Below are 12625 nucleotides of genomic sequence, written 5' to 3' on the forward strand. Positions count from 1 at the left end.
AGCGGTCACATGCGGATGTGCGGGCGACGACGCTCGTGGGTGGAGCGGCGCCGACGCATGAGTGTGCGGAGATGAGAGGTCCGGCTGCCAGGCACTGGGCGAATGGCGAGGGGTTTCCCTATCCCGGCGGGCAGGGCCGGGGGCAGGCGGCGGCCGGTTCGCCGGGCGGGCCGGTCTTCCCCCGGCCGCCGGTCACCCGGACCGCTCCGCGCGCGGACCCCGGCCCGCCGTCCGTGCCGTCCGTGCCGTCCGTGGGTCCCCGGGTTCACAGACCCAGGTCGCTGAGCCTGGCCTCGTACCGGACCGTGACGTCCTCCTGGTCCTCCTCGGCCGGGGCGTCCCACAGGGCGTCCAGTTCGGACCGTACGGCGGCGGGCAGCGCCTCGTACCGATCGGTCCAGGTCTCGGCGCCGGGCATCCAGTAGCCGACCACCTTGAAGCGTTCCGTGGGGAGCTTCAGCTCCTTCCGGAGGTGGCGGCGCACCTCCCGCAGCACGTCGGTCCGGCCCGCGACCCAGATGTACCCGCCGGCCGGGTCGGTGCCGGGCGGGACGGCGGCCTCGACGAGTTCGGCCAGCCGGCTGGGGCCGTGGCCGTTGCCGCCGTGGCTCCAGGTCGTCCTCGCGTGCGGCCGGTCCGGGAGCGGCTGCACGGAGGACGGGCCGGGCACCTCGATGACCGCCCGGGTGGTCACGCCGGCCGGGCTGTCCTCCATGATCCGGGCGACGGCGGGCAGGCCGGTGAGGTCGGCGACCAGGATCTGCCAGGTGAGGTCGGCGGGGGGACGGTAGAGGCCGGTGGGAGCGTTGAGGCCGATCACGTCGCCGGGGCGGGCGGCCGCGGCCCAGCCCGACGCCACACCGTGGGAGTGCAGCACGAAGTCGATGTCGATCTCTCCGGTGTCCGGGCGCACCGCCCGGACGGTGTAGGTGCGCATGGGGGCGGTGGGTCGCCCTTCGGGGGTCCGCCAGCCCCCGTTCTCCGTCGTTTCGGGCAGGGACAGATCGGCGCGGTCGGGGCCGTGCGGGAAGAAGAGGCGTACGTACTCGTCCGGGACGCCCGTGGAGGTGAACGCGGCGAGGTCTCCGCCGTGGAAGGTGATCCGGACCATGGTCCCGGTGAGTGGCCGGACCCGGGCGACGACGGCTCGGTGGATCGTCATGGGGGGGTGCTCCTTCGTGTTTCGGACGGGGTGGTGACGCGTTCGCCTGGGTGGGTCAGGGGCGGGCGGCGGGGTGGGTCAAGGGCAGGCGGCGGGGTGGTCAGGGGCGGGCGGCGGGGGTGTAGGCGTGCCAGAGGGCGGCGTACCGGCCCGCGCGGGACAGCAGTTCGTCGTGGCCGCCCTGTTCGGCGACCCTGCCCCGGGTGAGGATGACGATGTGGTCCGCGGCGCGTGCCTGTTCCAGGCGGTGCGCGACGATCACGCTGGTACGGCCCCGGGTGACCCGTTCAAGGGCCCCCAGGAGACTTCCGGTTCGTGTCCCCGATTCGGCGGTGGCCTCGTCGAGGACGACCACGGGCGGGTCGGCGAGCAGGACACGGGTGAGGGCGAGGTGCTGGACCGCTCCGTCGTCGAGGGGGGCGCCGCCGGGGCCGAGGGGGGTGTCGAGTCCGGATTCCAGCTCCAGTGCCCAGTCGGCGCCGGCCTCGCGCAGGGCGTGGCGCAGTTCGTCGTCGGTGGCGGTGGGCCGGGCGATCCGCAGGTTGTCGGCGAGGGTGCCGTTGAACAGGTGGACCTCCTGGGTGACGAGGTACCGGCCGGCCGGTGTCCCGGCGTCGCCGACGGTGATCCGGCCTTCGGAGGGTTCGCCCTGGCCCGCGATCAGCCGGGCCAGGGTGCTCTTGCCGGAGCCGCTGGCGCCGACGAGCGCCAGGCTGCTGCCTGCGGAAACGTGCAGGGAGACCTCGCTGAGCGCGGGGCCGCCCCCGTCGTACGCGTACGAGACGCCCTTCACCTCGATCTCCGGGGGGTGCGTGGCGCCGGCCTCGGTGGCGGTCCCGCCGGGGTCCCGGCCCAGGTCGGTGACGCCGACGAGGCGGGCCAGTCCGACGGTGGCCCGCTGGATGTCGTCGAGGCTGCCCAGGAGCGCGCCGACCGGGCCGAAGAGCCGGTGGAAGTAGAGGGCCGCGGCGGTGGCGGCGCCGAGCGTGACGGCTCCGGAGCCGAGCAGTGCGTAGCCGGTCATGAGGACGGCGGCGAGGCCCAGGAACTCGGCCGCGTGGAGCCATCCCGTGAAGCGGTTGCGCAGCCGTACCCCGTCGCGCTGCCGTTCGACGGCGAGCGCGCCGCGTCGGGCGACTTCGCCGAGGTGCTGGTCCTGGGTGCGGTACGCGCGGATGGTCTCGGCCCCGTGCACCGCCTCGATGACGGACTGTCCGCGTGCGGACTCCAGTCGGCGGACGTCCCCGTAGACCACGTGGGAACGCGTGAGGAACCGCCGGGTGGCGAGGACGTGGACGGGCAGGCAGACCAGACCGGCGAGGGCGAGCCGGGGGTCCAGGACCGCCAGCCCGACCAGGCTCAGACCGATGGTGAAGGCCGCGCCGGTGAGGTCGGGCAGCACGTCGGACGCGGCCTCGGAGATCGCCTCGACGTCCCGGGTGACCCGGGAGACCACGTCCGAACTGTCCGAGGACTCCAGGGTGCTGACGGGCAGATGGATCGCGGTCTCGAACACGTCCTCGCGCAGTGCGGCCAGGACGTCCTGGATCAGGGTGATCAGCATCCGGCCGCCCGCGAGGGCCAGGGCGGCGCCGGTGGCGGCGACGAGCAGCAGGGCGATGCCGAGGGTGGTGATCCGGTCGCGTCCGGACTGGTCGGTGACCGCGTCCACGACGCCGCCGAGGAGTGGCGGGGTGGCCAGGGTGACCGCCGTGCCGCTGAGCAGGGTGAGCAGCGCGGCGCAGAACCGGACGCGGTGGGCGCCGAGTCGGCGCAGCAGTTCCCGCCGGGTCCGGCGGGGGTCGGCGATGGGCAGGAGCCCGTGCGCGGGGGTCACCGGGGGGTTCCGTTCGGTTCGTGGTGGTCGGTGTCGAGGTCGACGACCCGGTCACAGGCGGAGAGCAGGATGCGGCTGGTGGTGATGAGCACAGTGGTGGCGGGCAGGGCGCGCAGTCCTTCGGCGATGCGCTGTTCGGTCACCGGGTCGACCGCGGTGGTGGGTTCGTCGAGGACGACGAGGTCGGCCCCGCTGTGCAGGGCGCGGGCGAGCAGCAGGCGCTGGCGCTGGCCGCCGGAGAGCCGGCGTCCGTGTTCGCCGACCTCGGCCTGGTCTCCCCCGATGTGTTCGAGCACGTCGTCGAGCATGGCCGCCCGGAGCACGGCGGGGTCGGCGTCGCCTCCCCGGGGGGTGAGGTTCGATCGCAGGGTGCCCGAGAACAGGGTGCCGTGGTGGGGCGGTGCGGCGATCCGGGTGCGGAGCCGGTCGGGCCCGAGGTCGACGGCGTCGGCCCCGTCGACGAGGAGTTCGCCCCGGCCGATGGGGACGCGGTAGCCGAGGCGGTCGCTGAGGTCGCGCGCGTGCCGGGGGTCGCGGGGTACGACGCCGACGAGTTCGCCGGGGCACAGGTCGAGGGGTTCGTGGTGGCCGGGCGGGTGCCAGCGCAGGGCCGGGGCGGCGGGATCGGTGGTACGGGCGCGCGGGGCGGGGTCGGGGCCGGCCGGCCGGGGGTCGACGAGGGGCGGTTCGTTGATCAGGTCGCTGAGCCGCCGGGCGGAGGCGCGTTTGTGGAGCCAGTTGGAGGCGAAGGTGCCGACGTGGGCGAGGGAACCCTGGAGGTACTGGGCGAGTCCGAGGACGGTGACGAGCTGACCGATGGTGATGTGCCCGTCGAGGGCGAGGTGTCCGGAGGCGGTGGCGAGCCCGGCGAGGAAGACTCCGGACAGCAGCAGGCTGACGCCGGAGTAGGTCAGGACAGCCCGTGCGGCGGCGATGGCGCCGCGCCGTGACTCGTCGCTGGCCGCGCGGTAGCGGCGGGCCGCCTCGGCCTGGGCGTTCATGCCGATGACCACCCGCAGCCCGGTGATCATGTCGGTGGCCACGTCGCCGGCCCGCGCCGCCGAACTCTGCTCGGCCAGTCCCCGGGCCTCCAGCGGCATCGAGATCCGCCGCATGAGGAGGAGCACCAGGACGGTGCTGGCGATGACGCCCGCGCCGAGGGGGACGGAGATCAGCAGCAGGGCGGCCGACGCCGTCAGGATCGCGGTGACGGTGGACGCCTGCTGGACGACGCTCCAGGAGACCCCGGCGACCCGGTAGGTGTCGGACGAGACCAGGGAGAGCGCTTCCCCCGCCCCGGGGCGCCGCCGGAGGGAGTACGGGGCGAGCAGCCGGGTCATGGTGCGTTGGCGCAGCTCGTGTTCGCCGTAGCCGTAGACGGTGACCATTGCCGCCGACGCGCGCTGGTAGGACAGGGACAGGGCGACGAACACCCCGGCGAGTACGGCGAGCCATCCGAACAGCGCCGGGCGGTCCGAGGGGGCGAGGGCCCGGTCGATGACGACGCCGATGAGGATCGGTACGAGGGCCTCGCACAGTTGGTGGACCATGAACGCCAGGGTGGTGAGGGCCAGTCGGCGGCCGCGTCCCCCGTGCAGGAGCGCGATGCGGAACAGCGTGGAGACGCTGCTGGGTTCGTGGGCCTGTACGGGTGGACGGGTGGCGGTGCCGGGCTCGTGCGCGGCGGTGCCGGGCTCGTGGGCGGCGGACTCGTGGCCGGTGCCGGACTCGTGGGCGGCGGCGGGTTTGTTCACCGTGCGTCCCGCTGCCGGGCCAGGGGGACGACCATGGGGGTACCGGTGACCGGATCGGGCACGACCTGGCAGGGCAGGTCGAACACCTCCCGTACGAGTCCGGCGGTCACCACCTCGTCCGGGGTGCCCTCGGCGACGACCCGGCCGTCCCGCATGGCGATCAGATGGGTCGCGTAACGGGCCGCGTGGTTCAGGTCGTGCAGGACGGCGACGAGGGTGTGACCGGCGCGGTGCAGATCGGTGAACAGCTCCAGCAGGTCGATCTGGTGGGCGATGTCGAGGAAGGTCGTCGGCTCGTCCAGCAGCAGGAGGGGGGTCTGCTGGGCGAGCACCATCGCCACCCAGACGCGCTGGCGCTGGCCGCCGGAGAGTTCGTCGACGTAACGCCCCGACAGTTCGGTGACGGAGGTGGCCGCCATGGCGTCGAGGGTGGCCCGCTCGTCCTGTTCGGTCCACTGGCGCAGCAGCTTCTGGTGCGGGTGGCGGCCCCGGGCGACCAGTTCGGCGACGGTGATCCCGTCCGGTGCCTGCGAGGTCTGGGGCAGCAGTCCGAGCAGCCGCGCGACCTCCTTGGAGCCGAAGCTCGCGAGGGACCGGCCGTCGAGCACCACCTGTCCGGCGGTGGGTTTCAGCAGCCGGGACACCGCGCGCAGCAGGGTGGACTTGCCGCAGGCGTTGGGGCCGATGACGACGGTGAAGGACCGGTCCGGGATTCGTACGTCCAGGTGTTCGGAGACGGGCCGCCGGTTGTAGCCGATGGAGGCGTCCCGCACTTCCAGCCGGGCCGGGTCCTGGGCCCGGGTGCGCTGTGCGGTGGTGGTCACGGGTACTCCTGGCGGCCGGGGGCGGTGGGGTGGTGGGGGCGGGAAGCGGTCATGGGCGGCGCCCCCGGTACTGACGGGCGAGCAGCCAGGCCAGGTAGGCACCGCCGACGCAGACCGTGACGACACCGACGGGCAGGTCGACGCGTTGGGCGACGAAGTCGGCGCCGACCAGGACGGCGGCCCCGGTGAGGGCGGCGGGGACGACGCGCAGGGTGGTGGAGCTCCTGGTCAGGCGCTGGGCGATCTGTGGTGCGGCGAGCGCGATGAACGAGATCGGGCCGACGGCTGCGGTCACCAGTGCGGTCAGCGCGACCCCGACGAGGGTGGCGGTGAGCCGGGCGCGCTGTGCGTTCACCCCGAGCGCGACGGCGGTGTCGTCGCCCATCTCCAGGTGGACGAGGGGGCGGACCACGGTGGCCGAGCAGACCAGGAGGAGAGCGAAGACGGCCGCGGTGGCCCGTAGTTGCTCGAAGCCGAGTCCGCTGAGGGAGCCGGCTCCCCAGGTGGCCGCGAGCATGGCCTGACGGGGGTTGACGGAGAGCAGCAGCATCGAGGTGAGGGAGCTGAGGAACGCGCCCACGGCGATGCCGACGATGATGAGCCGGAACGGTCGCAGCCCGTTCCGGTAGGCCAGCACGTACACCAGGACCGCGGTCACCGCCCCGCCGATCAGGGAACCCGAGGCGACGGCCAGGTAGTCGGCGGTGCCGAGCAGGAGCATCACGACGCTGGCGCCCGCGTACGAACCGGAGGCGAAGCCGATCACGTCGGGGGAACCGAGCGGGTTCCTGGTGAGCGACTGGAAGATCGCGCCGCTGATCGCGAGCGCCGCGCCGCAGACGATCGCGAACAGGAGTCTGGGCAGCCGCCAGGTCACCACGACGAGCCGGGCACGGGGGTCGGCGTCCGGGTCGAACAGGGCCGACAGGACCTGTCCCGGGGTGAGCGCGAGGGAACCGGTGCCCAGGGTGAGGACGCCGAGGACGGCCACGGTGAGGGCCAGTGCGGCGCAGACGAGGACGGAGCGCCGTTCGACGCGCAGCGCCACCCAGGTGCGGCGCAGGGTCCAGACGGTCCGGCCGAAGTCCGTCCGGTCGGGTACGGCTTCGGTCGTGGCTCCGGTGGTCACAGGGTGCTCACCTTCCGGCGCCGGACGAGGGCGACGAGGACGGGCGCGCCGACGAGCGCGGTGACGAGGCCGACCCGCAGTTCCCCGGAGGGGAGCACCACGCGTCCGATGATGTCGGCGGCCAGCAGGAAGGCGGGGGCGACGACGATCGTGACGGGCAGAATCCAGCGCTGGTCGGGGCCGACGAACCAGCGGACGATGTGGGGCACCATCAGGCCGACGAAGGCGATGGGACCGGCGACGGCGACGGCGGTCCCGGCCAGCAGGGTGACGGCGAGGATCACGGTCACCCGGGTGAGGGCGAGACGGGTGCCCTGGGACCGGGCGATGTCGTCGCCGAGCGCGAGGGCGTTGAGCGGGCCCGCGCTGAGCAGTCCGAGTACGAGACCGGCACCGATGAGCGGCAGCGCGATCGGGAGGATGTCGAGCGATCTGCCGCCGATGGAGCCGACGCCCCAGAACCGCATGATGTCGAAGGTGGTCGTGCTCTTCAGCACCATGGCGGAGGTGAAGCCGCCGCACACGGCGGTGAACGCCACGCCCGCGAGGGTGAGTTTGACCGGGCTGCCGCGATCGGAGCCGAGGGAGCCGAGGGCGTAGACGAGCACGGTGAGCCCGAAGGCTCCGGCCAGTGCGAACCAGATGAACTGGCCCGCCGCGGTGAAGCCGAGCACGGCGACGGCGAAGGTCACGGCCAGGCTCGCGCCCGCGTTGACCCCGAGGATGCCGGGGTCGGCCAGCGGGTTGCGGGTGAATGCCTGGATCAGCGCGCCGCTGAGGCCGAGGGCGGCACCGACGACCAGCCCGATCGTGGTGCGGGGCACCCGCAGTTCACGCACCATGACGTGTTCGTCGGAGTCGTCGAAGTGGAACAGCGCGTCCCACACCGTGCCGGGCGCGATGGAACGGGCGCCGACCATGACGCTGAGGACGGCCACGACGAGCAGCAGCCCGACGGCGGTCAGCAGGATCAGCAGGCGGTACCGGTTGCGCCGGGCCAGGCCCGCGCGCTCGCGCGGGCCCGGCACATCACGTTCCGCGCCGGTGGTGAGGTCACCCGGGGGTGAGGGGGTGGTCATGGTTGTCCTTGGAAGAGGGCTTCACCTGGGGAACGGCGGACGGCGGTCAGGAGCCCGCACCGGTGTTGCCCTTGCCCGAGACGGCGTCGGCGAGCATCGGCACGTACCGCTCGATCGCCCACGGGATGGAGAGCACCGACGGTCCGCTGGTGGCCATGCCCATGGTGTCGTCCTGGACGAAGGCGTAGTGCTTCTCCGCGATCGGCTTCCAGCGCGAGAACAGCGGGTCCTTGAGGGAGTACGCGACCTCGTCGGCGCCGTTGGCCCAGGCGACGTAGATGTCGGCGTCGATCGTGTCGAGCTTCTCCAGGCTGATTCCGCCGTACCAGTTGGTGCCCTTGACCGTGGAGGCGATCGCGCTCATCGACGGGGTGTTCTCGAAGCCCATCTCGGTCAGCAGCCGGACCCGCGCGTCGTAGTTGAGGTAGAGGCCGGCTTCCGTGGAGCCGGGTGTCAGGGCCACCCCGTAGGTGAAGGTCTTGCCCTTGAACTCCGGGTGCTTGTCGGTCACCGCGGTCAACTGCCCCTGTACGTCGGTGACCAGGCTCTCGGCCTTCTTCGTCTCACCGAGCGCCTTGCCGATGGTGCGGGTCATCTCCTGCCAGGTCCCGCCGTCCCAGGGCTTCTTCAGGTAGGGGATGGTCGGGGCGATCTCGGAGAGCCGCTTGTAGTCGACGTCCGTGATGCCGGAGTACAGACCGACGATGAGGTCCGGCTTCAGCGAGAGGATCTGCTCGAAGTCGATCTCGCCCGCGTCACCGTAGTTCAGCTTCTCGGGCAGGGGTCCGCCGAGCTTTTCGACGGTGTCGCGGAACCACGGGGTGTATCCCTGCTTGTCGCCGCCCCACTGCTCGTCGACACCGACCGGGACCGTGCCCAGGGCCGCGACCACGTCCAGCGACATCCAGCTGACCGCCACGACGCGCTTCGGCTTCTGCTTGATCGTCGTGGTCCCGTGGGCGTGCTTGATGCTCACGGGGAACCCGGCCGACGCGGCACCGGCCGTCGTCTTCGCCTTGCCGGGTTCCGACCCGTTGCCGCCGCAGCCCGCCAGGACGACCACGGCGGCGACCGTCACCGCCATGAGGCGGGCCAGGGCACCCGGTCCGCGTCGGCCCGGGATGAATATGGACATGTCTCTCCTTGAATCCGGACACCGTTCGTGGTGTGACGGCGAGGGCCGGGGTGCCGTCGCGGACGGTGCCGCACGCGGGCACACGGGCACACGGGTGAGCACCCCCGCACGACTGAAAGTTAGGTAACCCTCGCCTAACTAGACATTAGGAAGGGCGGGGGGCCACGAGGGTCGCGGACCGGCCAGGGTGCGTCGCGAATCGGCCAACCCCCGCCGCATCCCGCCGGACCGGCGGAAGGGACGGGAGGGGCGGCAGGGACGGGTGAGCGGCGGGAGTCGGGTGCGCGGAGGGAGACGGGTGAGCGGCGGGAGACATGAAGAGGCGGCACTCAGCGCGCGGAGGCATCCACGGCGGGAGCGACCCGGCAGGACACACAGCTCGATCCGGCACCGGCAGGACACGCCCGACCCGGCATCGGCACCCGCACCCGCACCCGCACCCGCACCCGCACCCGCAGGACACGCTCGACCCGGCGGGACACACACCTCCCGACCCGGCGGGACACACCCGGCCCGCCCCGGCGGGACGCGCTCAGCGGCCGGCCGGCACCAGGGCGGACTGCTCCCGCAGGTACTCGGTCGGGCTGGCACCGGTCACCCGGCGGAACGCCGCGGAGAACGCGCTCGTGGTGGAGTAACCGCAGCGGTGTGCCACCAGGTTGACCGGGTGCCCCTGCGCGAGCAGCCCGGTGGCGACGGACATCCGTACCAGCGAACGCCACCGCGTGAACGACATCCCGATGTCCCGGCCGAACGCCCGGGTGACGGTACGCACGCTCAGCGCGTGCCGGGCCGCCCACTCCTCCAGCGAGAGATCACTCTCCGGGTCGCGCATGACGTCGTCGGCCAGGACCCGGATGCGCCAGTCCTCGGGGACCGGGACCTCGATCGCCGGGCGCGGGTCCTCCTCCAGCATCTCGATGATGACGCGCTGCGTACGCAGCCGCAGGTCGTCGGACATCGAGTTCGCGTCGAGGTGGATCAGCATCTCCTGGAGCGCGCGGCCCACCCTCATCGGACGCGGCGACGACCACTGCGGCGGAATCGCCGTCCGCGCCACGTAGGTGTAGCAACTGACGCCGCCCGATTCGTGGAACGAGGCGTGCGGGGCGCCCGGCGGCAGCCACACCCCCTGCCCGGGTATGAGACGCCACACCGCGTTCCGGGTGTGCAGCGTCAGCGACCCGAGGTGCGGCCAGACCAGGAGCGCGTCGGTGTGGGTGTGCACCCCGGAGAGCGCCGCGCCCGCCGGCTCGGAGCCGTCGAAGATCGCGGTGGTGAGCAGATAGGGCTCGGCCACCAGCGCACCACCGGCCGAGGGTTCCGCCCATCGGAGCGGAACCGTCTCGACACGTTCACGACGGGGGACGGCGACTGGCATGAACTTAGGCTACCCTAACCACCCCTCGGAGCCGGGGCCCGCCCCTCCGGCCTCCCGCCCCCGACACGGCCGGAGGCGCGGCCCGGGGACCCACCCGAGCCCGGCCCCGAGGTGACGCCCCCTCAACTCGCCGCCCCGGCACGGATGTCCTCGCGCTCCGGAGCGGTACGACCCCTCGGGCATCCGGCGACGTCCGCCGACGAGGTCCCGCAGGGCTCCCCGGGCGCCGGGAGGGTAGCAAAAGTTCACCCCATAGTCACCCATTGACTATGGACATCACTGTACATACTCTCCAGTTGTTCATAGTTGTCCCCATACAACAAGGTGTGGTGCATCGGTGAAGATCGCTGTTGTCGGGAGTTACGGTGCTGGCCTCACCATGCGTGTGCCCAGGTCACCTGCCGCAGGAGAAACCGTCTCGGGCGGGGTGTTCGATCCCGGGCCGGGAGGCAAGGGGAGCAACCAGGCCATCGGGGCCGCCAGGCTGGGCGCCGAGGTGTCGTTGCTGACCGCCGTCGGGGACGACGACTTCGGACGGGAGGCCCACGCGCTGTGGCGGCGGGAGGGTGTCGACGCCAGGCATGTGGTGACGACACGGACCCCCACCATGGTCGGGTTCATCCTGGTCGAACCGTCCGGGGAGAACCGTATCGCCATCGCCCCGGGCGCCCTGGACGAGCTGGGAGCCGCCGCGGTCGAGCCGTTCCGCGCGGAGATCGCCTCGGCCGATGTCCTGGTGGTCTCCATGGAGATCCCGGAGGAGACCGTGGTCGCCGCGCTCCGCGCGGGCCGTGAGGCCGGGACCAGGACGCTGCTCAATCCGGCGCCCGCCCGGCCGCTGCCCGAGGACGTCTGGCCGCTCATCGACGTGATCACCCCGAACCAGACGGAGGCCCCCGTCCTGCTCGGCCTCGGCCCGGACCACGGGCTCGGGGACGAGCAGCTGGTCAGGGCGCTCCAGGAACGCACATCGGGCGCCGCAGTCCTCACCCGTGGCGGAGAGGGCGCGCTGGTCGCCCGGGCGGCCGGGGTGACCCGGGTGCCACCGCACCCGGCCGCGTCCGTCGTCGACACCACGGGCGCGGGCGACTCGTTCACCGCCGCACTCGCCGTGGCCCTCGCCGAAGGGCGCGACCTGGACCGGGCGGTGGGTTACGCCGCCGTGGCGGGCGCCCACACCGTCACCCTCGCCGGGGTCATTCCGGCGCTGCCCACCAGAGACCAGTTGAACGCCCTGATTGGAACCCCACGATGACCTCGACCACCGCACCGTCGCGGGAGTTCGTCCTCCCGTTCCGCAGACTGCTCCACGCCCGTGAGTCCGGCGTCTTCGCCGCCCTGGTGCTGCTCTTCGTCCTGGGTGTCCTCCTCTCGCCGAGCTTCGCCCAGTCGGACAACCTGCTCTCGGTCGGGCAGCAGGTCGCCCAGATCGGCATCATGGCCATCGGCGTGACGTTCGTGATCCTCAACGGTGAGATCGACCTGTCCGTGGGGTCCACCTACGCGCTGTCCGCGATATCCACCGGAATGCTGATCTCGAACGGCTGGAGCTGGCCGCTCGCCATGCTGGCCGGACTCGTCGTGGGCGCGGTCGCCGGACTGCTCAACGGGCTGGCGGTCGTGGTCCTCGGTGTGCCGTCCTTCATCGTCACCCTCGGCACGCTCAGCGTCTTCCGCGGCGTCGCCCTGCTCATCTCCGACGGCGCGCCGATCTCCCTCAGCTCCTCCCAGCCGGGCGTCGCGGACTTCAGCCTCCTCGGTCAGGGACTGCTGTTCGGTCTGATCCCGATGCAGTTCGTCATCTTCGCCGTCATCGCCGTCATCGGTGTGGTGCTCCTGTCCCGCTCGCGCTTCGGCTTCAACACCTACGCGGTCGGCGGCAACCAGGAGGCCGCCCGGCTCGTCGGCGTCAACGTCAAGCGGGTCAAGCTGACCGCGTTCGTGCTCTCCGGATTCACCGCCGGCCTGGCCGGTGTGCTCGGACTGTCCTTCCTGTCCTACGTCCAGGGCGTCACCGGGCAGGGCATGGAACTCACCGTGATCTCCGCCGTCATCATCGGCGGCGCGGCCCTCTTCGGCGGCTCCGGAACCATGTGGGGCACCGTCATCGGCGTCGCCTTCATCGGTCTGCTCCAGAACATCCTCAACGTCAAGGGGATCTCGTCCTTCTGGCAGACCGTCGTCACCGGCCTGGTGATCGTCGCCGCGGTGGCCGCCGACACCTGGCAGCGCAAGCGCAAGACCCGCGCCTGAGTCCCACCCGAAACCGCCCCCGGCCCCACATCCGGCCGGTGAGCGCGCGACCGCGCCGGACCACCCGGTGC

The 12625-nt window shown here is 72.4% G+C and carries 10 protein-coding genes; 2 read left to right on the forward strand and 8 right to left on the reverse strand.

What is annotated here, in order from left to right; genetic code table 11:
- Positions 1–265: 265 nt before the first annotated feature.
- From PZB75_RS06790 to PZB75_RS06825, 8 genes are all read right to left on the reverse strand, one after another.
- Positions 266–1162, reverse strand: a complete 897-nt coding sequence (locus PZB75_RS06790) for a siderophore-interacting protein (protein WP_275534380.1) — start codon at positions 1160–1162, stop codon at positions 266–268.
- Between the two features lie 100 nt (positions 1163–1262).
- Positions 1263–2999 (reverse strand): ABC transporter ATP-binding protein, encoded by a 1737-nt coding sequence (locus PZB75_RS06795; protein ID WP_275534381.1) that lies wholly within the window; start codon positions 2997–2999, stop codon positions 1263–1265.
- Positions 2996–4753: an ABC transporter ATP-binding protein gene (locus PZB75_RS06800; protein WP_275534382.1), complete on the reverse strand. Its 1758-nt coding sequence runs from the start codon at positions 4751–4753 to the stop codon at positions 2996–2998. Before PZB75_RS06800 ends, PZB75_RS06795 begins: the two co-directional genes overlap by 4 nt.
- Complete coding sequence (locus tag PZB75_RS06805) at positions 4750–5532, reverse strand: ABC transporter ATP-binding protein (protein WP_275538619.1); 783 nt, start codon at positions 5530–5532, stop codon at positions 4750–4752. Before PZB75_RS06805 ends, PZB75_RS06800 begins: the two co-directional genes overlap by 4 nt.
- 94 nt (positions 5533–5626) lie before the next feature.
- The gene (locus PZB75_RS06810) at positions 5627–6706 is read right to left on the reverse strand and encodes an iron chelate uptake ABC transporter family permease subunit (protein WP_275534383.1); all 1080 of its coding nucleotides are present in this window, start codon (positions 6704–6706) and stop codon (positions 5627–5629) included.
- A complete protein-coding gene (locus PZB75_RS06815; RefSeq protein ID WP_275534384.1) occupies positions 6703–7785 on the reverse strand; it encodes an iron chelate uptake ABC transporter family permease subunit in 1083 nt (360 codons plus the stop codon). Before PZB75_RS06815 ends, PZB75_RS06810 begins: the two co-directional genes overlap by 4 nt.
- A gap of 46 nt (positions 7786–7831) precedes the next feature.
- Complete coding sequence (locus PZB75_RS06820) at positions 7832–8920, reverse strand: iron-siderophore ABC transporter substrate-binding protein (RefSeq protein ID WP_275534385.1); 1089 nt, start codon at positions 8918–8920, stop codon at positions 7832–7834.
- Positions 8921–9452: 532 nt separating this feature from the next.
- On the reverse strand, positions 9453–10301 hold the full coding sequence (locus tag PZB75_RS06825; RefSeq protein WP_275534386.1) for an AraC family transcriptional regulator: 849 nt from the start codon (positions 10299–10301) through the stop codon (positions 9453–9455).
- Positions 10302–10638: 337 nt separating this feature from the next.
- Between PZB75_RS06825 and PZB75_RS06830 the strand changes: the two genes are divergently transcribed.
- A complete protein-coding gene (locus tag PZB75_RS06830; RefSeq protein ID WP_275534387.1) occupies positions 10639–11556 on the forward strand; it encodes a ribokinase in 918 nt (305 codons plus the stop codon).
- Positions 11553–12554, forward strand: a complete 1002-nt coding sequence (locus PZB75_RS06835) for an ABC transporter permease (RefSeq protein ID WP_275534388.1) — start codon at positions 11553–11555, stop codon at positions 12552–12554. Before PZB75_RS06830 ends, PZB75_RS06835 begins: the two co-directional genes overlap by 4 nt.
- Positions 12555–12625: the final 71 nt, after the last annotated feature.

The sequence above is a fragment of the Streptomyces sp. AM 4-1-1 genome (genome assembly GCF_029167625.1).
In the GTDB taxonomy this organism is placed as follows: Bacteria; Actinomycetota; Actinomycetes; order Streptomycetales; family Streptomycetaceae; genus Streptomyces.

Bases quoted from the DNA above. Each gene is read 5' to 3' on its own strand.
- PZB75_RS06790 (WP_275534380.1), bottom strand. From the start codon at position 1,162: ATGACGATCCACCGAGCCGTCGTCGCCCGGGTCCGGCCACTCACCGGG.
- PZB75_RS06815 (WP_275534384.1), bottom strand. From the start codon at position 7,785: ATGACCACCCCCTCACCCCCGGGTGACCTCACCACCGGCGCGGAACGT.
- PZB75_RS06820 (WP_275534385.1), bottom strand. From the start codon at position 8,920: ATGTCCATATTCATCCCGGGCCGACGCGGACCGGGTGCCCTGGCCCGC.
- PZB75_RS06825 (WP_275534386.1), bottom strand. From the start codon at position 10,301: ATGCCAGTCGCCGTCCCCCGTCGTGAACGTGTCGAGACGGTTCCGCTC.
- PZB75_RS06835 (WP_275534388.1), top strand. From the start codon at position 11,553: ATGACCTCGACCACCGCACCGTCGCGGGAGTTCGTCCTCCCGTTCCGC.